The sequence below is a fragment of the Janthinobacterium sp. PAMC25594 genome (assembly GCF_019443505.1).
GTDB lineage: Bacteria > Pseudomonadota > Gammaproteobacteria > Burkholderiales > Burkholderiaceae_D > Janthinobacterium.
Map to the genome: position 1 here is coordinate 48,581 of NZ_CP080377.1, position 19,529 is coordinate 68,109.

Here is a 19,529-nt window from a genome sequence, read left to right on the forward strand (position 1 = left end):
AATCAGGACACCGCCATGAACCGCATCTACCGCTCCATCTGGAACCAGGCCACCGGTGCCTACGCCGCCGTGTCCGAAAACGTCAAATCCGCCGGCAAGCGCTCGATGCCAGGATGCAGCGGGGGCGGCGCGCATTTCGCCTTGACCAGCATGGCGGCGGCGCTGATGATGGGCTACGGCAGTCTGGCGCTGGCCGGGCCGGCGGGCGGCACGGTGGTGGCGGGGCAGGCGACGATCAACGGCGCGCCCGGTGCCACGGTGATCAGGCAGGGCAGCCAGAACGCCGTCATCAACTGGGCCAGTTTCAATGTCGGCAAGGGCGAGTCGGTGCAGTTTCAGCAGCCCAACAGCAATGCGGTGGCGCTGAACCGCGTGCTGGGCAGCGATGGCACGACCATCCTCGGCAACTTGTCGGCCAATGGCAAGGTGTTTATTGTCAATCCGAACGGCGTGCTGTTCGGCCAGGGCGCATCGGTCAATACGGCCGGCCTGGTGGCTTCGACCTTGGATATTTCGAATAGCGACTTCATGGCCGGCAAGTACCAATTTAGCGGCAATGGCACGGGTAAAGTCCTGAACCAGGGCTCGATCAGCGCGCCGGGCGGCTATGTGGCCTTGCTGGGCGCCAACGTGTCGAACGAAGGCACGATCCAGGCACGCCTGGGCTCGGTGGCGCTGGCGGCGGGCCGCGCCATCACGCTGGACGTGGCGGGCGACGGCTTGCTCAATGTCGCCGTCAACGCGGGCGCCGTGGGTGCTTTGGTCAACAATGGCGGCATGATCCGGGCCGATGGCGGCAGCGTGGTCTTGACGGCGCAGGCGGCCGGCGACTTGCTGAGAACCGTCGTCAACAACACGGGCGTGATCGAGGCGCAGACGATAGCCACGCGCGGCGGCACGATCAAATTGCTGGGAGACATGCAGACCGGCACGGTGAACGCGGGCGGCACGCTGGACGCCAGCGCGCCCGTCAGCGGCAAGGGCGGCTTTATCGATACTTCGGCCGCGCACGTGAAACTCGATGACGCGCTGAAGGTCACGACGGCATCCAGCCACGGCCTGACCGGCACCTGGCTGATTGACCCGAGCGACTACACCATCGCGGCGACCGGCGGCGACCAGACCGGCGCGTTTTTTACGAATGCGCTCAAGAGCAGCAGTGTCCAGATTCAGAGCATCTCGGGCGGCAGCGGCGTGCTGGGCGACATCAACGTCAACGACACGATTTCGTGGTCGGCCAACCAGCTGAAGTTGACGGCGCAAAACAATATCAACATCAACCAGCCGCTGCGCGGCTCCGGCACGGCCAGCCTGGCGCTGGAATATGGCCAGGCTAACGTGGCGTCCGGTAACACGAGCAAGTACAACGTCAAGGCCGAGATCGACCTGCCGTCGGGGCTGAACTTCAGCACCAAGCTGGGCAGCGATACGGTGACGGCGACGACCTATACGGTGATCAACAGCCTGGGCGCGGCCACCAGCACCAGCGGCACCGATTTGCAGGGCCTGAAAAATGCGCTGAGCGGCTACTTCGTGCTGGGTGCAAATATCGACGCCAGCGGCACGTCGAGCACGGCGGTTTGGGGCGCCAACGGCTTCACGCCGATCGGCACCACCGCCACGCCATTCACCGGTCAGTTCGACGGCTTGGGCCATGTCGTGACCGGCTTGACCAGTTCCACCACCGCCTCGGCGGGCCTGGCGGGCCTGTTCGGCTCCAATAGCGGCAGCCTGCGCAATATCGGGCTGGTCGCGCCTGTCATCAGCGCCAATATCGTCGCAGCACAAGGCAATATTGCCGGACTGGCCGGTATCAACAGTGGCACCATCAGCAATGCGTATGTCAGCGGTGGTTCGGTGACGGTCACGACCGGCGCCATCGGCGCCGGCCTCGTCGGACTCAACAGTGGCACAATCAGTGACAGCTACAACAGCAGCAAGGTCAGCGTCGTGGGGAACTATGACTTCTGGCTGGGGGGGCTGGTTGGCAATACCACCAAAACCAGCAGCATTACCAACAGCTATAATGCTGGTGATGTGGTGGGCGCGTACACTGCGGGCGGCCTGACTGGTAACAATCTGGGTATTATCAGCAATAGTTTTAATAGCGGCAATGTGTCAGGAACCAGCAATACAGGGGGGCTAACATCCTATAATCGCGCTACCGGCGTCATCACCAACAGTTTCAATACCGGCACCGTGACGGGCAAAAGCCTGACCGGCGGTCTGGTCGGCTCCAATGTCGCATCCAGCCAGATCATCAATAGCTATTCGACCGGCGCGGTGAGCAGCGTTGGCCTGGTCGCCACCGGCATCGGTGGCTTGGTTGGAGGAAACTCAGGCATTATCAAAAACAGTTACGCGACCGGCACGGTAACGGGCGTCACGGCCGTGGGCGGCGTGGTTGGCACCAACACCAGTGCGGGCTCGATCGTGAATGTGTATTCGTCTGGCGCGGTGAGCCTGCTTCCAGGCGGTTCCGGAGTCCTGGGCGGCGTACTCGGCAGTATCGCTGCCGGCACCAGTCCCGTGATCACTGGCGGGTATTACAACACGACCGTGAACTCTGGCATAGCAGGTGTCGGCAATAACGGCGGCCCCAGCACTCCCTCGCTCACTGGCCTGACATCGACGCAAATGCAAACAGCATCGAATTTCAGCGCCTTTACTTTCACGACCACGACCGGTGCAACGGGCAATAACTGGGTCATGGTCAATACCGACGGCTCGCTCAACGGCGCAGGCAACGCGACAGGCGCCACCGGGCCGATGCTGGCGGCCGAGTACAGCAGCAATATCTACTCGTCGCACCAGTTGCAATTGATGGCAATGAACCTGGCTGGCAACTACACGCTGAAGCAGGATATCAATGCCGCCGGTACCGGTACCGCCGGCGATGTGTGGAACGGCGCGACCTTCGTTCCGGTCGGCACGGGAGCAAGCAGCCCGTTCAGCGGCAGCCTCGACGGCGCCGGCCATACCATTTCGGGCCTGGTGGTGAATCGCCCGAGCACCGACTTTTCCGGCCTGTTCGGCTATATTTCCAACGGGGCATCCGTGCGCAATGTCGGCCTGGAAGGGGGCAGCATTACGGGCAGGGATTACACGGGCGCCCTGGTGGGCGCCAATCAGGGAGGCACGGTCAGCGGCAACTTCAGCACGGTCAACGTGACGGGCAACAACTTTGTCGGCGGCCTGGTCGGCAATAGTACGGGCACTATCAACAATAACTATGCGTCCGGAGCGGTCACCGGCGTCGATGGCGTGGGTGGCCTGCTCGGCAGCAATGTTGGCTCGGTGATCAATAATTATTCTACTGGCCAGGTGACCGGCAGCACCAATACCGGTGGTTTGCTGGGCTATAACTTCGGCTCGGGCAGCAGCAATTTCTGGGATGCCACCACCAGTGGCATCGCGACGAGCGCGACCGGCACCGGCTTGAGCACCGCGCAAATGAAATTGCTGGCCACCTACAGCGGCGCGTCATGGGACCTGTCCGGCGCGTGGATCGTCTACGACACGAATACCTATCCCTTGCTGCGCGCCTTCATGACGCCGTTGCAGGTGACGTTTGCCTCGAACGCCAGCAAGACCTATGACGGCACCAATAGCTGGGCGGCGCCGGGCTACACGTATTCAAACCCGAACGTCTCGCTGTCCGGTACCCTGAATTACGGCGCGGCGGGCAGCGCCGTCAATGCCGGCACCTACGCCATCACGGCCGGCGGCCTGTATTCAGGCCAGCATGGTTACGCCATCAGTTCCAACCCCACCACCCTGACCATCGACAAGCGCGCCGCGACCCTGAGCGGCGCGACGGTGGTCAGCCGCGACTATGACGGCACCACGGCCGCCACGCTGTCCGGCGGCTCGCTGTCCGGCGTGCTGTTGCAGGACAGCGGCAACCTCACGTTCAACACGGGCGCCTTCGACACGAAGGACGCAGGTACCGGCAAGGCCGTCACGGCGATCTCCACCGGCAGCGCCGGCGGCAACTATATCGTTACGGCGAACGGGCTGACCGGCACCATCACGCCGAAAGCGCTGACCTTGTCGGGCCTGGCCGCCACCACCCGGCAATATGACGGTGGCACCACCGCCACCCTGACCGGCGGCACCTTGAATGGCCTGATCGGCAGCGAAACGCTGAGCCTGGGCGCCACGGGCGGCGTATTCGACGGCAAGAACGCCGGCACCCAAGCGGTGACGTTAACGTTGGGCACGCTGTCCGATGGCAGCGGCCTGGCCAGCAACTATACGGTGACCGCGCCGACCAACGTTACCGGCACCATCACGGCCAAGACGCTGACCTGGACTAACCTGGCGGTGGACAACAAAGAGTACGATGGCAACGCGACGGCCGCCATCAACAAGGGCAGCATCACCGGCCTGGTTAGCGGCGAAACGCTGACCGCAGGTCCGACGGCCGCGTTTGCCGACCAGAACGCCGGCAATGGCAAGACGGTCACCGTCAGCACCTTGCTGGGCAATGGCGGCGGTGGCGGCCTGGCGTCCAACTACACGCTCGCCAATACCTCCGTGACGGCCAATATCACGCCGAAGGCCTTGACGATGACCGGCGCGACGGCCGGCAACAAGGAATACGACGGCACTACAGCAGCGGTGATTGCCGGCGGTACCCTGATCGGCCTGGTCGGTAAGGAAACGCTCACCCTGGGCACGCTGTCGGGTACCTTCGGCGACAAGAATGCCGGCACCAACAAGGCCGTGACGGTCACCGGCGGCAGTTTGAGCGACGGCGGCAACGGCGGTCTGGCCAGCAATTATTCGGTCGGTGCGGTCACTGGCTTGAGCGCCAACATCACGCAAAAGGCGCTGACGGTCAGCGGCGTGACCGTTGCCAGCAAGGTCTACGACGGCGACACCAAGGCCACCATTTCGGGCGGTACCCTGAATGGCCTGGTGATCGGCGAAACCCTGAGCCTGTCCGGCCAGAGCGGCGCATTCAATGACCAGAACGCGGGCAACGGCAAGGCCGTGACGTTGACCGGCGCCTCCCTCGGCGACGGCACTGGCCTGGCCAGCAACTATACGGTCAGCAACGCCACTGATGCGACCGGCAATATCACGCCGAAGGCGCTGACGGTCACCGGTGCCAGCGCGGTAACCCGCGTCTATGATGGCACCACTGCCGCGACCCTGGCGGGCGGCGTGCTCGATGGTCTGGTCAGCGGCGAAACATTGACGCTGTCCGGCTTGAGCGGCGCCTATGCCACCAAGACTGCCGGCAGCGGCAAGGCTGTCACCGTCACCGGTGCCACGCTGGCCGACAATACCGGCGGCCTGGCCAGCAATTACACGGTCAGCAATCCGACCAGTGTGACCGGCAACGTCACCAAGGCAAGCATTTCCAGCGTCAGCGGCTTGAGCGCCAGCGACAAGACCTACGATGGCAGCACTGCCGCCGTGATTGGCGGCAAGGCCGTCATTACCGGCATGGTGGTTGGCGACGATCTGGCCTTTTCCAGCGCCAGCGGCGCCTTCAGCGACCAGAATGCGGGCACCGGCAAGACGGTCAATATCTCCGGCATCACACTGACGGGCAACGACCTGGCCAACTATAACTTCACCAATACCAGCGCCACGGCCACCGCCAGCATCGCCCGGAAGGCATTGACGGTGATCGGTGCAACAGCCGCTAACCGGGTCTACGACGGCAGCACGGTGGCAGCCATCAGCGGCGGCAGCCTGGACGGCCTGGTCGGCAAGGAAACCCTGACGCTGACCAGCATGACAGGCCTGTTTGCCGACAAGAATGTCGGCACCGCGAAAGCGGTGACCGTCAGCGGCGCGGCCTTGACGGGCGGCGCCAATGGCGGCCTGGCGTCCAACTACACGGTCACCGATGCGACCGGGTTGACGGCCAATATCACCAAGGCCACCATCAGCACCGTCAGCAATATCGTCGCCGACAGCAAGGTCTACGACGCCAATACCAAGGCCACCGTCAGCGCCACCGGCGCAACCTTCAATGGCATGGTCGGCGGCGACAGTCTGTCGCTGAGCGCCACCAACGCCGCGTTTGCCGACAAGAATGCCGGCGTCGCCAAGACGGTGGCGGTGACCGGCATCGCCCTGGGTGGCACGGACGCGGCCAACTACAACCTGAGCAGCACCACCGGCAGCGGCAGTGGCGCGATTACGCCGAAGGCTGTGACGATCACCGGCATGACAGCGGTCAACAAGGTCTATGACGGCAGCACCAAGGCCAGCGTCTCGGGCGGTGCGATCAGCGGCACCGTCGGCGCGGAAACGCTGGGAGCGACGGGACTGGTGGCCAGGTTCAGCGACAAGGACGTGGGCAGCGGCAAGACCGTGACCTCGAGCGGCACCACGCTGGTCAACGGCAACAACGGCGGCCTGGCCAGCAATTACACGGTGACCAATCCGACCTTTACGGCCAATATCACGCCGAAGGCGTTGACGGTGACGGGCATGACGGCCGGTACGCGCGTCTACGATGGCACCACCGCGGCCACCTTGAGCGGCGGCGCCTTGAGTGGCCTGGTCAGCGGTGAAACGCTGCTGGTCAGCGGTGGCACGGGGGTGTTTGCCGACAAGAACGCCGGCAACGGCAAGACCGTGACGGTCAGTGGCGTGGGCATTGCCGACGGCACCGGCCTGGCCAGCAATTACACGGTCAGCAATCCGGGCAACGTGACGGGCAACATCATACAAAAAGCGCTGACGATCAGCGGCATGAGCGCCAGCGGCAAGGTGTACGATGGAACGGTCGATGCAGTCTTGTCGGGCGGTACCTTACAGGGCCTGGTGAATGACGAAACCATCGCCATCACCGGCAAGACCGGCGTATTTACCGACAAGAACGCCGGCTTGGGCAAAGACGTGCGTGTGCAAAGCCTGGAGTTGACCAACGGTACCGGATTGGCCAGCAATTATTCCGTCAGCGTGCCGATGGACATGAAGGCCGACATTGCGCAGAAAGCACTGGTGGTCGGTAACGTAACAGCACTCGACAAAACCTATGATGGCACGGCCGGCGCCAGTTTTACGGGCGGCACCCTGTCTGGTTTTGTCAAGGATGAAACGGTCGGCTTGGGCAGTCTTGCCGGCAAGTTTGCCGACCAGAATGCAGGCAGCGGCAAGGATGTGAGCATCACCGGCGGTACGCTGAGCGATGGCGCCAATGGCGGACTGGCCAGTAACTATATCGTCGCCAGCAGCGCTGGCCTGAAAGCCAGCATCAGCCAAAAATCGTTGACGGTAAGTGGCGTGACGGCTGGCAACAAGACCTATGATGGCAGCGACAAGGCAAGCTTGACCGGTGGCGTGTTGAATGGCCTGGTGGGCACAGAAACCTTGACCTTGTCGGGCCAGAGCGGTGCATTCAGCGACAAGAACGCGGGCCTCGGCAAGGACGTGACGGTCAGCGGCGCCACACTGGGCAATGCGGGATCGGGCGCCACGGCTGGCCTGGCCAGCAATTACACGGTCAGCAATGCGACCGGCGTGAAAGCCGATATCGCGCAGAAACAGCTGACGGTCGGTGGGATTGCCGCAGACAACAAGGTCTACGATGGCGGCACCGTTGCGGCGCTCGATACCGGCAGTGCGACATTCGGCGGGCTGGTCACGGGCGACAGCTTGAATGCATCGGCCAGCGGCGCCTTCAGCGACAAAAACGCGGCGGCCGGCAAGACCGTCAATATCAGCGGTATCGTGCTCGGTGGCGTGGACGCGGGCAACTACACGCTCGACAGCACCACGGCCACCGCCACGGCCGACATCACGGCCAAGGCCCTGACGGTGACGGGCCAGCTGGCCGGCAATAAAGTCTACGACGGCAATGCACAAGCCAGCCTGTCCGGCGGTACCTTGAGCGGCCTGGTGGGTAGCGAAACCCTGGGCATTGCGGGTCAAACTGCCGTGTTCAGCGACAAGAACGCGGCCACCGCCAAGGCGGTGACGGTGACGGGTACAACGCTGGTCGATACGGCCAGTGGCCTGGCTAGCAACTATACGGTCGGCAATCCGACGGGCTTGACGGCCAGCATCACGGCCAAGGCCCTGACGGTGACGGGCCAGCAGGCCGGCAATAAAGTCTACGACGGCAATACGACGGCGCAATTGTCCAGCGGCGTGCTGGCGGGCCTAGTAGCGGGCGAAAGCCTGGGACTGGCCGGCCAGACGGCAAGCTTTGCCGACAAGAACGCGGCCAATGGCAAAACCGTGACGGTGACGGGCACGACCCTGGTCGATACCAGTACCGGCCTGGCCAGCAACTATACGGTCAGCAACCCGACCGGCCTGACAGCCAGCATCACGGCCAAGGCCTTGACAGTAAGCGGCCAACTGGCCGGCAATAAGGTCTATGACGGCAATGTGCAAGCCAACCTGTCCGGCGGTACCTTGAACGGCCTGGTGGGCAGCGAAACCCTGGGCATTGCGGGTCAAACTGCCGTGTTCAGCGACAAGAACGCGGCCACCGCCAAGGCGGTGACGGTGACGGGTACAACGCTGGTCGATACGGCCAGCGGTCTGGCCAGCAACTATACGGTCGGCAATCCGACGGGCTTAACGGCCAGCATCACAGCCAAGGCCTTGACAGTAAGCGGCCAGCTGGCCGGCAATAAAGTCTATGACGGCAATGCGCAAGCCAGCCTGTCCGGCGGTGTGTTGAGCGGCCTGGTGGGTAGCGAAACCCTGGGCCTTGGCGGCCAGACGGCGGTGTTCAGCGACAAGAACGCGGCCAATGGCAAAACCGTGACGGTGAAGGGCACGACCCTGGTCGATACCAGTACCGGCCTGGCCAGCAACTACACGGTCAGCAACCCGACCGGCTTGACGGCCAGCATCACGGCCAAGGCATTGACGGTGACCGGCCAACTGGCCGGTAATAAAGTCTACGACGGCAATGCACAAGCCAGCCTGTCCGGCGGTGTGTTGAGCGGCCTGGTGGGTAGCGAAACCCTGGGCATTGCGGGTCAAACTGCCGTGTTCAGTGACAAGAACGCGGCCACCGCCAAGGCGGTGACGGTGACGGGTACAACGCTGGTCGATACGGCCAGTGGCCTGGCCAGCAACTACACGGTCAGCAACCCGACCGGCTTGACGGCCAGCATCACGGCCAAGGCATTGACGGTGACCGGCCAACTGGCCGGTAATAAAGTCTACGACGGCAATGCACAAGCCAGCCTGTCCGGCGGTGTGTTGAGCGGCCTGGTGGGTAGCGAAACGCTGGGCATTGCGGGTCAAACTGCCGTGTTCAGCGACAAGAACGCGGCCACCGCCAAGGCGGTGACGGTGACGGGCACGACCCTGGTCGATACCAGTACCGGCCTGGCCAGCAACTACACGGTCAGCAACCCGACCGGCTTGACGGCCAGCATTACGCCGGCCAGCCTGATGGTGCGTGCCACGGGCGCAGTGCCGCGCGTGTATGACACCAGCACCAACGCCAGCGTGACCCTGTCGGACAACCGTATCGCCGGCGACGTGCTGACCATCAGCAACAGCGGCGCCAGCTTTGCCGACAAGAACGCCGGCGCCAACAAAACGGTGACGGTGAACGGCATTGCGCTCAGCGGTACGGACGCCGGCAATTACACGGTCAACGCCACGGCGACCACCACGGCCAGCATCACGCAGGCGGCCCTGGGGGTGAAGGTGGGCAATGCCGAGAAAGACCAGGGCTTTGTCAATCCGGCCTTCACGGCCAGCTACACGGGCTTGCTGGGCAACGACACGCTGGCGAACGAGGTCAGCGGCAATCTGGTGTTCAGCACACCGGCCAGCATCGCTACGCCATCGGGCAGCTATCTGGTGTCGGCGGCCGGCCAGACGTCGAGCAACTATGCGTTGACCTACACGCCGGGTGTGCTGACCATCAAGCCGACCGAAGCGCGGCAAGGCGCGGTGGCCAGTGTGATCGCGGCGGTCAATGTAGCGCCATCGCAGGGCAATATGGTGCAGGCCGAAGTGGTGGCGAAAGGCGAAACCGTGACCAGCAAGGAAGACGCGGTGCAGGTGGCGCTGGAGGGTAGTCAACCGCGGCAGGGCGGCAGCACGCCAGTGGTGCTGACGACGGCATCGGTGAACAGCAATGTCTTGCCGGGCTTGCGCCTGAGTGTGGTCGATACGGGCCTGCGACTGCCTGTGGCGGCTGGCAACACGAGCATCGAAAGCCAGTAAGCATGCGCTGACAAGGCGCTGGCTGCGCATTGTCAAATCCTCTACACTGCGCTCTTCATTTTCGCAGTGTAGAAAAGGCATCATGCGCAGCGCCAGGCCGACTTCCCCGTTCTTTTTTCTGTCTTTGCTGTTCTTGCCCGTCGCTGCCTGCGCCGAGGATGCGCCGCTGCAGAAAGTTGAAATTTCGGCCGCCAGCGACGATCTGCCCCAATATGGCGACAGCAGCTTGGCGCGTCCCTGCGCGTGGCGGACAAGCTGCCCGATTTTGCCTATTTGCTGACGGGGGCGGTCGAGCGCACGGCTGATGACGTGGCGGGAAGGACGACTGAAACAGCGTCCGATCCGGTCGGCACGCGGCTGGCGCGGCGCGAAAACGCGCATGCGCCTGTCAGTAGCCAACGTGCTGCGCCAGCTACCGCTGCAAGGGCAATCGTATGTGGATGAGGCGGGCCGCAGCGACAGCGTGACGCGCCTGGACGGCAGCGCGTCGCTGCGCCTGATGCTCGAACGCAGTCTTTAGTGTTGCGTCGGCTTTTCCTGCTGCACCAGGATGAACGGGCTGACGACGACGGCCCACAGGGCCGCATCGGCCGCCTGCCAGTCCAGCGCCTGCTGGTCCGACACCTTGGCCACTTTGCCATCGACCATCCATTGCGTGATGGTGGACTTGTCGTCGTGCGAGATGCGCACGGCCACTTCGACCAGGTCGAGTTCATTGGCGACCCAGACGACGTTGCCCTGGGCGAAGTGCTTTTCCAGTTCGCTCCAGGCCAGGCGGGCCGTTTCGCTGTTCACTTTGAGGCGCAGTTCGGTGTCTTTTTCAGGATTGGTTTGCATGCGAGTATCAATGTTCGGTGAGTCGGGTGCCGTTGCGCGCTGCTGGCTGGCCTTACAGGGCTTCCACGCGCGGCGTCGGCGTACCCCGCCATGTTAACCGATAGGCGGCGCCTTTGCGAACATTGCCCACCAGGGCAGGGCGGAAGCAGGCCAGATTGGTGCCGCTGGCGTGCCGCACGCTGGGGAAGATCACGCCCATGGAGCCGGCGTCGAGCAGGATGGCGGCCAGGTCCTGCGAGGCGATGTAGCTGGCCGGGTCCAGGCAAGCCTGATAGCGCTGCTGGCCGCGCAGGTCGTGGAAGCTGGCGGAAAAATCAGCCAGCAGCGACTGGTAGCTGACGCTGTCGTCGAAATAGTCGATTTCCTGGTATTCCACGGTTTTATGGAAAATGATCTCGGCCAGCGCCGTTTTCATGTCGAAGGCGCAATACCAGGCGCCCCGCTCGCCATCGTTGAAACGCGCCCCTTCCGGGCGGGCATACGTGTAGGCGGCGTTGATGATGCGAAAGTTCGGCACGCCAAAAACCAGCTCGTCCACGCCAATTCCTGGCGCGCCGCCGTACTCGGCCACCAGGCGCGCGTTGGTGGCGTTATCGAGTTCGAACAGTTCGCGCAGGTGATCGTCGTCTTCGGCCAGGGGCGCCAGCACGGAGTCTTCCATGTCGGCGAAGCGCGAGGGAATCAGGCGGCAGGTGTCGATCTGGCGCAGGGCGGCCAGCGGCGGCAGGCATGCCAGGTGCGGCAGCACGATTACAGCCCTCCGCGGCGCGCGTCGAGCAGCTTGCGCACCGTCTGCATGGCCAGCAAGCCGCCGGCCAGCATCTGCGACAGGGGCGTGCGGCCGCCGAAGACCGGGTTTTTGTTGGGCAAGCTCACCCAGTCGTCGGCCAGCTTGTCGCCGTACAGGATGTGCAAGGCCTTGTAGATGCCCAGCAAATACGAAATGCGCGTGATGCGGTCCACTTCCAGCACGCGGTCCGGGTGCTTTTTCCACTCGTACCAGGCGCTGCTGGACAGACCGCCCAGCAGCTCGCGCGCATCGTCGTCGCGCAGCTTCCAGGCGGTGGCCAGCTTGAAGAAGCCTTTCAGGGCCGCCTGCGACAATCGCTCGCGCTCGGCCTTGGCATTCAGGTCGACGAGCACGGCCGGCTCGAAGCGGCTCTTGGGGTAGGCATACGCGAGATTCATGGCATTCCTTTACTGGGACTCTGTTTATGGACTATTTATACTCCGTTTCAGGATTCGTTGCAAGGTGCGTGCGCATGAGTTGGCGGATCTCGCTGGCTTACTTTGCCGTGATGGTGACAGGCACGTTCAGTTGTGCCGTCAAGCCGTTATTGTCCAGCGCCACCACCTTCAGCGTATAGCTGCCGGTCACCGGTTGCGGCCAGTAGGCCGTGATGGTCAGGCCGCTCATGGAAAACTGCATGCCCAGCGGCGCGCCGTCGATCGAGATCCGCAGCGAGGTCGCACCTGGCGCCGTCAGCACGATGCTGCCGCTCATGGCCTTGCCCGCCACGCCCGTCATGGCGGCGGCGCTGATCGTCGGACCGGTGGCGGCGATTTTCACCGTGGCCACGGCCTGGCCCGTCAAGAGCGTTTTCGTATCCTTGGCGATGACGGTCACGCTGTAGCTGCCCAGCACGGGGCTGGCCCAGCTGACGACGCCTGCGGCATTGATGCTCATGCCGGACGGCGCTCCCGACAGGCTGTAGGTGACGGGATTGGGCGCCACCGTCGTGGCCGTGAACGACAGGGCCACGCCGGGCTTGCCGCTGACGCCGGCGACGGTGACCACGGGCGGCAGCGGGGCGGAGATGGCCACCGTGTAGATGCCTTTGCCGCTCAAGCCGGTCTTGCTGTCCTTGGCCGTGACGGTGACGGCATAGGTGCCCGCCAGCGGCGTCGCCCAGCTCACCAGGCCCGCGCTGCTGATGCTCATGCCGGCCGGCGCGCCTGCGAGCGTATAGCTGACGGGGTTCGGCGCGGTGACGCTGACAGTGAAGGCCAGCGCCGTGCCGACCTTGCCCGTGACGGCGCCGGCGGCGACGACAGGCGCCGGTTGCGGCGCGATGACGATGTTGTACACGCCCTGGCCACTGAGACCACTGACGGTATCCTTGGCCACCATGGTCACGGCATACGTGCCGGCCACGGGGGCGGTCCAGCTGACCACGCCTGTGGCGGCGATGCTCATGCCGACCGGCGCGCCCAGCATGGTGTAGCTGAGGGCATTGGCGGCGCTGGCCGATACCGTGAACGACAGCGACGTGCCGACCATGCCGCTGATGCTGGCCCCGGTCACCACGGGGGCGGTTGGGGCGATCTGCGTGCCCGACAGGCTGGCCAGCAGGCTTTTCACGTTGGGCGTGCCCAGGCCGCCCAGCGGGTCATAGCCGACCCTGGCCGTGCACACGCCGCAGGTGCCGTTGCTGCCGCGCGTGATGTCGGCGAAGCTGCTGGCAAAGGTGCCGGGGACGGTGGCGATCTGGCCATACAGTATGCTGTGCGGCAAGCCGAGCGCCGTCTTCGCTTGCAGCGCGCGGCTGGCGTTGGCGATGGCGACCAGACCGGCCCACTGTGGCGTGGACAGGCTGGTGCCGCCGATACTGAGCCAGCTGGCGGTGCTGCTGCCCTGTGCCATCACGGCCGTGTATTGGCCGGTGGCAGGGTCGGCATTGAAGGCCACATCGGCTACGTTGCGCCGCAGCAGATTGGTCAGGCCGGGCACGTTGGCCGTCTGGTAGGTGGGCAGTGCCGTGTAGGCGCTGATGCCGCCGCCCGTACCGGACCAGGCCGCTTCGCTGCGCACGCCGCTGCCGCTGTAGCTGAGCGTGGTGCCGCCCACGGCCAGCACGTTCGGTGACACGGACGGCCAGGATACGCCGCTGCCCGAGTCGCCCGTGGCGGCCAGGTAGCTCATGTTCTTGCCCGTGAAGGCGCTGTCGACGGAAGCCGTCCAGCTGCCTTCGGCGGCGCCAAAGCTCATCGACACGACGCCAGGTCCCATCAGATTGGCCAGGCGCACGGCGCCCAGCAGGCTGTTGATGGACGCGTCGGGCGCCTCGATCAGCACGATGCGCGCCAGCGGCGCCGTGGCATGCGCCCACTGCACGTCGAGCGCGATTTCCATGGCCCAGCCCGAGTTGTAGGCGGGCGCGGTGGCCGTCATCGTGCTCGATGGCGTGTTGTAGACAACAGAAAATTCACAGCCGCTGGCCGGGGCGGACGGCAAGGGCAGGGTGGCATTCGTGGCGATGGCCTTGGTGGTGCAGCCGGGCAAGCCGAATTTCTGGTTGAAGATGGCCAGTTCGGCCGCCGCGTTCGGGTTGTGCATGGCGTCGACGATATAGATCGTCTGCCCCGCGCCCAACTGGGCCGCCTGGCTGGGCGTCAGCGCCGTGCCCGCCGCCGGCAGCGCGGGCAGGTCGTAGGCGGCGCGGATTTGCGCGGGAGAGTACGTTGCCACCATGCTGCTGCCAGCCATGGGCGCGGCCAGGCCCGATCCGTCGCTGGCCAGCGGCGAGATATCCTGTGCTGCCTGTTGCGCGGCGGCGATCTTTTGCGCCGTCAGGCGGCGCGTGCTGATGTCCGTCATGGCGCCGGGCACCCGCTGCATGTGCGGGCGCCAGTGGGCCGAGCCGCTGCTGTTGGCGCTGTCGCGCCCGTCAGGCGCATCGAGCAGGGCGGGGGCGGCATGGAACATCGGCTGCGCCACCAGCGCACCGACGGCGGCGGGGATGACGGGCACTTCGACAGTGAATTGAGTTGCCGCCGTGGCAATGGCGGCGGGCGGCGCCGATGTCTCCTGACCGGGGCCGCAAGCGCCCAGCAGGATGGCGGCCGTGGCGCCCAGCAGCAGGCGCCCGTGACGGGGATGCGGGGGGGTGAATTTTTTCATGGCGAAACTCTCCGAGTTGGCGAGGGCCACATCTCGACAATGCATCCTGGCATGGTGCCGCGCGCTGGCGGTCCTGGCCCTGCATTGGCAGCCCCGCTGCCGTGGCGCTTGTGCGCGGTAGGCCGGTGGCTTTGCGTCCCCGCCTTTCGACGGGTTTGCCCTCAGAATTGATCATGCATCGCTACAAACTTCTTGATGCGTTATTGATTCTAGTGAATTTGCCAAATAAGTGTTAACTATTTTCAATGAACATTTTCATTTTTGCAATGAAATGTGGCGAATTTACCTATTCTCGGGTGCAATCTTGCCAGCTTGATTAAGCCTTATAGGCAAGGTTGTCAGAGGGGTATCGATGCGTGACAGTGTTTTTTCACAGCAACGGCGCTTGTTCCTTCTGTTGTATTAATGAATTTCATGAATTTATCGAATATGCTGTTTCAAGCATCAGCCTCGAGCACCATGCCTGAATACGGCGCTGCGCGGCAGGCCGCCAACCGCTGCGCCAGGCTGCCCGCGTGGGCTTCCAGTCGGTGGCCGTCCGGATCGAGAAAATACAGGGAATCGCCGGCGCTGCTGTTTTGCTGCCATTCCACTACGCAGGCCGTGCGCAGGCGGGCGGCAAAGGCGGCGAAGTCTTGCTGCGAGATGGAAAAGGCATAGTGCGTGTAGCTGCCGCCCGTGCCGTTGGCCACCCCTGCATCCAGCGACAGGCACAGCCACAAATCCCCGGCCGATAAATACGCACCCCTGTCCCAGCGCGCATGCAGGCGCAGGCCCAGGGTGTCGCGGTAAAAGACGACGCTGCGCGCCAGGTCGCGCACGGACAGGGTGAGGTGGTTCAGGCCGGTTAACATGTTGCTGGATAACTTTCAGGTGGGGGTGATGGCCAGTGGCGGCGTTTGCGGTGCTTTGGCTGAAAGCTTGACGACGACAGTGCCGGCCATGAAGTCTTGCAGGGCGCGGCGCTGTTTATTCAGCATCAGGGCGATGAACTCGCTAAGCATCCAGATCCATACTATATTAACGAACCATTCCTCCCAGGCGCTCGCGTAGCCGAAGGCCGAGGCTCCCTGAGTCAATGTGGCAGGAAGGAACAGTAGTAAGAGCTCCCAAAGTCTTGGAATATCGGCCAATAGACTGAGGCCGGCTACGACAGAGTAGCGTAGCCAAGTGGCGCGGCTGGTAACTGCAGATCCATCCTGCATGCGTAGTTTTAATTTGAATAGCCACATGCCTGGAGTCGAACCGTAGCGAGCAACTAGAAAGACGTTGTATACCAGCATGATAGGCAGAAGAAGAGGAGAAAGCTCTTCAATAATATGCGTAGGCACAACGGTACGTAAAGCAATGAATATTGCCGCGGCAATGACGCCGCCAATTACGGCAAGGCTTAATATCATCGTTATTTGATCAAATAAAAACGCGCCCAGCCGGCGCCAGAATCCCCCGTATTCCATCCGATATCCTCCCAGTCAAGGCAACCGGCGGTTGCCTGCATGACTAGATACGCTATTACTTAGGGGGAATGTTGGCTATCTGGCGCATGCTTGAGGTGGGGCAACAGTCACGCCATTAAGCAGGCTCCGCGTGTTCGACCATGAGCTGCACCTTGGTCGTGCCATTGTATTCATTCGCATCGAGCCGGAAGGCGACCCTGGTGCGTTCGCCCAGCGCATCCGTGTGGCCGAACCAGATGGCGTCGAAGCGCACGCCGTTCTTTTCCAGCAGCAGCTTCAAATGGCGCTCTTTTAATATGCGCTGGCTGACGACGCGGAATTCGTCGCAGAAGACGGGCGGGGCGAAGCCCTGGCCCCACACTTGCCCATCCATCAGCTCGATGAAGGCCGTCGTGTAATACGCGTCTTCCAGCGGGCCGTCCGTTTCCACGACTCTTTCCAATTGCTGCTGGCTGAGCCAGGCCTGGCCCACGGCTTCGAAGGCCTGGGAAAACGCGTCGAAAGCGTCGGCGCGGATGGTCAGGCCCGCCGCCATGGCGTGGCCGCCGAACTTGTCGATCAGGCTCGGCGCCCGTTTCGACACCAGGTCGAGTGCGTCGCGCAAATGAAAGCCGGGAATCGAGCGGCCGGACCCCTTGATCCAGCCGTCCGCGCCCGGTGCAAACGTGATGGTCGGACGATAAAACTTTTCCTTCAGGCGCGAGGCGACGATGCCGATCACGCCCTGGTGCCAGGATGCATCGAAGACGCTGATGGTGCTGCTGTTGGCCGGTTCGAAATCATCGAGGTGCAGCAGGGCCGTATCCTGCATTTCCGCCTCGATTTCGCGGCGTTTCAGATTGATGTCGTTGAGTTGCTGCGCCAGCGCCCAGGCGCGGCCTTCGTCGTCCGTGATCAGGCATTCGATGCCCAGCGACATGTCTTGCAGGCGGCCGGCCGCATTCAGGCGCGGGCCCAGGGCAAAGCCCAGGTCGAACGGCGTGGCGCTGCGCGCTTCGCGGCCGGCGACGCGGAACAGGGCGGCCACGCCCGCGTGCATATTGCCCTTGCGCATGCGTTTCAGGCCTTGCGCGACGAGGATGCGGTTGTTGCTATCGAGGCGCACCACGTCAGCCACGGTGCCCAGCGCCACCAAGTCGAGCAGGTTTTGCAGGGGCGGCTGGGTTTTTTGGTCGTAAATGCCTCTTTGGCGCAGCTCGGCGCGCAGGGCCAGCAGCACGTAGAACACCACGCCCACGCCGGCCAGGTTCTTGCTGGGAAAACCGCAGGCGGGCTGGTTCGGGTTGACGATGACGGCCGCGTCGGGCAGGGTGTCGGCCGGCAAATGGTGGTCGGTGACGACCACCTGGATGCCGCGCCGGTTCGCTTCGGCCACGCCGTCGATGCTGGCGATGCCGTTGTCGACGGTGATGATGATGTCGGGCGACTTTTCGCGCGCCGTCAGTGCGACGATTTCCGGCGTCAGGCCGTAGCCGTATTCAAAACGGTTGGGCACGATGAAATCGACGTCGGCGCCCATGGCGCGCAAGCCGCGGATGGCCACGGCGCAGGCGGTGGCACCGTCGCAATCGTAGTCAGCCACGATGACCATGCGTTTCTTGGCGGCAATCGCGTCGGCCAGGAAGACGCCGGCCGCGCCGATGTGCAGCAAGCCGGACGGCGGCATCAGGGCCGCCAGTTCGCTCGACAGTTCTTTCGCGTCGGACAGGCCGCGCGAGGCGTACAAACGGGCCAGCACGGGGTGGATGCCGCCCTGGCGCAGCAGTTCGGATTCGCGGTAGGGGCAGGGACGGGTGGCGATGCGGGTACGGGTCATGATGCTTTCAACTTGTTCAGGGTAATCGCGCGCCAGAATTTGCGCTGCGCATGTTTGCTGGTGGTGCAGTCCAGCCAGGCGTCGCGGTGGCTCAGCACCAGGCGCAACTGGCCCACACGGCCATCTTTGAGGGCCGCCAGCAGGGGGGCGAACCAGTCCGCTTCCAGCGCGTGCAATTGCTGTAGCCACATGCCCCATTCCTGGGCCTGCGCCGCTTCGATCAGGCCGCCCAGCACGACGATCGTGTCGGATTGGTCCGCCAGCACACTGTTTGGACTGGCATCGCGCCGCGCCGGTTCCGCCAGCGCGGCCAGCCAGCCGGGCGCATTCTGCGTATGCAGGCTGGCGGCGCAGCGCGCAGCTTCAGCGTTAGCCAGGCTGGCGCCCCAGATCCAGAAGGCATTGACGGCTTTCAAGCCCCGCTCTTCGCGCGCCGCATTGACAGGGTGTTCATGCCACAGCATCTGCACTTCGTTCTGCAGGCGGCGCGCGGCGCGCGCGTGCTCGCCTTCCGGCATCCAGACGGACAGATCCTGCGTGGTGGCGGCGTCCGGCGAGGCGCACTGCAAGTCGCTCCAGGCGTCGGCGCGCATGAACCAGGTGCCCGCATCGCCATACGCGAGCGGTTGGCCGATTTCGTCGAAATACGGGGCCGCAATGTCGAACAGGGCGCGCCCGTCATCCTCGCTCAGCTTGAGCTGGCGCAAGTCTTCCAGGCTGATATGGCTGCGGGCGATGGCCAGGTGGGCCGGGTGCAGCAGGAAGTAACGGGCGCCAGGCTCCGGCACAAGGCCGTAGCCGCGCATGGCCAGTGCGGCAAAGGCCGCCTGCGCCGCCTCGCCGTTGGGCGCGGGCGCCAGGGCCAGCGCATGCGCCAGCCACGCTTCGTGCGGCAACAGGCGCTTGGCGTTGTCAAAAGCTTCCACATTGCAAGCGGAGGTGCGCGACAGCAGGGCCGCCAGCGTGGGCGCCTGCAAGACCTTGAGCAGGTCGGCAGCCAGTTCGGCATTGGGCAAGGCGCAGGGCAGGACGAGGGTAAGTTGATTCATCCCGAGATTGTAGGCGATTGTGGCCATGCCAGAGTAGGGGCAGATAATCTTCCTTGGGCAGGCTAGGTATCAAAAAAACATCAAGGTTATATAAATTTAATTTTTATTTAGGGAAAACAATTTGCTTTTGAAAATATCGACGATATAATTGCGTCAACTTAAATGTCAGAAAGATAATCACACTCCTGCTGTGTGGTTGCGTCGTTTGGCTCTTGTGTCCCTCGAAACTGTATACAAGATGCTGCCGGCTTCATTTTTTAAACAAGTTTCTTTCTTGGAAGCCCACTCATGTATAC

11 protein-coding genes and 1 riboswitch are annotated in these 19,529 nt (G+C 63.6%); of the genes, 3 read left to right on the forward strand and 8 right to left on the reverse strand.

Going from position 1 to position 19,529, the window contains the following annotated elements; genetic code table 11:
* Positions 1-15 precede the first annotated feature (15 nt).
* The 3 genes from KY494_RS00205 (at position 16) to KY494_RS00215 (ending at position 10,693) form a co-directional block, all read left to right on the forward strand.
* Positions 16-10,173: a YDG domain-containing protein gene (locus KY494_RS00205; protein WP_219889408.1), complete on the forward strand. Its 10,158-nt coding sequence runs from the start codon at positions 16-18 to the stop codon at positions 10,171-10,173.
* A gap of 82 nt (positions 10,174-10,255) precedes the next feature.
* Positions 10,256-10,453, forward strand: coding sequence for a hypothetical protein (locus KY494_RS00210; protein ID WP_219889409.1), 198 nt, complete (start codon positions 10,256-10,258; stop codon positions 10,451-10,453).
* Between the two features lie 99 nt (positions 10,454-10,552).
* Positions 10,553-10,693, forward strand: coding sequence for a hypothetical protein (locus KY494_RS00215; protein WP_219889410.1), 141 nt, complete (start codon positions 10,553-10,555; stop codon positions 10,691-10,693).
* Here KY494_RS00215 and KY494_RS00220 read toward each other — a convergent pair.
* From KY494_RS00220 to KY494_RS00255, 8 genes are all read right to left on the reverse strand, one after another.
* Positions 10,690-11,010, reverse strand: a complete 321-nt coding sequence (locus tag KY494_RS00220) for a DUF2288 domain-containing protein (RefSeq protein WP_096235806.1) — start codon at positions 11,008-11,010, stop codon at positions 10,690-10,692. The two genes, KY494_RS00215 and KY494_RS00220, sit on opposite strands and share 4 nt — an antisense overlap.
* Before the next feature lie 52 nt (positions 11,011-11,062).
* Positions 11,063-11,758 carry an RES family NAD+ phosphorylase gene (locus KY494_RS00225; protein WP_375143444.1) on the reverse strand — a complete coding sequence of 232 codons (696 nt, stop codon included), beginning with the start codon at positions 11,756-11,758 and terminating at the stop codon, positions 11,063-11,065.
* A 2-nt stretch (positions 11,759-11,760) separates the two neighbouring features.
* Positions 11,761-12,198: an MbcA/ParS/Xre antitoxin family protein gene (locus KY494_RS00230; protein ID WP_219889411.1), complete on the reverse strand. Its 438-nt coding sequence runs from the start codon at positions 12,196-12,198 to the stop codon at positions 11,761-11,763.
* 97 nt (positions 12,199-12,295) lie between these two features.
* On the reverse strand, positions 12,296-14,911 hold the full coding sequence (locus KY494_RS00235) for a S53 family peptidase (RefSeq protein ID WP_219889412.1): 2,616 nt from the start codon (positions 14,909-14,911) through the stop codon (positions 12,296-12,298).
* A gap of 83 nt (positions 14,912-14,994) precedes the next feature.
* Positions 14,995-15,081: riboswitch (cyclic di-GMP riboswitch) on the reverse strand.
* A gap of 267 nt (positions 15,082-15,348) precedes the next feature.
* On the reverse strand, positions 15,349-15,765 hold the full coding sequence (fos, locus tag KY494_RS00240; RefSeq protein ID WP_219889413.1) for a fosfomycin resistance glutathione transferase: 417 nt from the start codon (positions 15,763-15,765) through the stop codon (positions 15,349-15,351).
* 15 nt (positions 15,766-15,780) lie between these two features.
* The gene (locus KY494_RS00245) at positions 15,781-16,368 is read right to left on the reverse strand and encodes an RDD family protein (protein ID WP_219889414.1); all 588 of its coding nucleotides are present in this window, start codon (positions 16,366-16,368) and stop codon (positions 15,781-15,783) included.
* A gap of 115 nt (positions 16,369-16,483) precedes the next feature.
* Positions 16,484-18,184, reverse strand: coding sequence for a single-stranded-DNA-specific exonuclease RecJ (recJ, locus tag KY494_RS00250; protein WP_219889415.1), 1,701 nt, complete (start codon positions 18,182-18,184; stop codon positions 16,484-16,486).
* A complete protein-coding gene (locus KY494_RS00255; protein WP_258194560.1) occupies positions 18,181-19,233 on the reverse strand; it encodes a hypothetical protein in 1,053 nt (350 codons plus the stop codon). Before KY494_RS00255 ends, recJ begins: the two co-directional genes overlap by 4 nt.
* Positions 19,234-19,529: the final 296 nt, after the last annotated feature.

Coding starts and splice junctions, on each gene's coding strand:
- KY494_RS00255 (WP_258194560.1), bottom strand. CDS start 19,233: ATGAATCAACTTACCCTCGTCCTGCCCTGCGCCTTGCCCAATGCCGAA.
- KY494_RS00215 (WP_219889410.1), top strand. CDS start 10,553: ATGCGCCTGTCAGTAGCCAACGTGCTGCGCCAGCTACCGCTGCAAGGG.
- KY494_RS00210 (WP_219889409.1), top strand. CDS start 10,256: ATGCGCAGCGCCAGGCCGACTTCCCCGTTCTTTTTTCTGTCTTTGCTG.
- KY494_RS00230 (WP_219889411.1), bottom strand. CDS start 12,198: ATGAATCTCGCGTATGCCTACCCCAAGAGCCGCTTCGAGCCGGCCGTG.
- KY494_RS00235 (WP_219889412.1), bottom strand. CDS start 14,911: ATGAAAAAATTCACCCCCCCGCATCCCCGTCACGGGCGCCTGCTGCTG.
- KY494_RS00205 (WP_219889408.1), top strand. CDS start 16: ATGAACCGCATCTACCGCTCCATCTGGAACCAGGCCACCGGTGCCTAC.
- fos (WP_219889413.1), bottom strand. CDS start 15,765: ATGTTAACCGGCCTGAACCACCTCACCCTGTCCGTGCGCGACCTGGCG.
- KY494_RS00220 (WP_096235806.1), bottom strand. CDS start 11,010: ATGCAAACCAATCCTGAAAAAGACACCGAACTGCGCCTCAAAGTGAAC.
- KY494_RS00245 (WP_219889414.1), bottom strand. CDS start 16,368: ATGGAATACGGGGGATTCTGGCGCCGGCTGGGCGCGTTTTTATTTGAT.
- recJ (WP_219889415.1), bottom strand. CDS start 18,184: ATGACCCGTACCCGCATCGCCACCCGTCCCTGCCCCTACCGCGAATCC.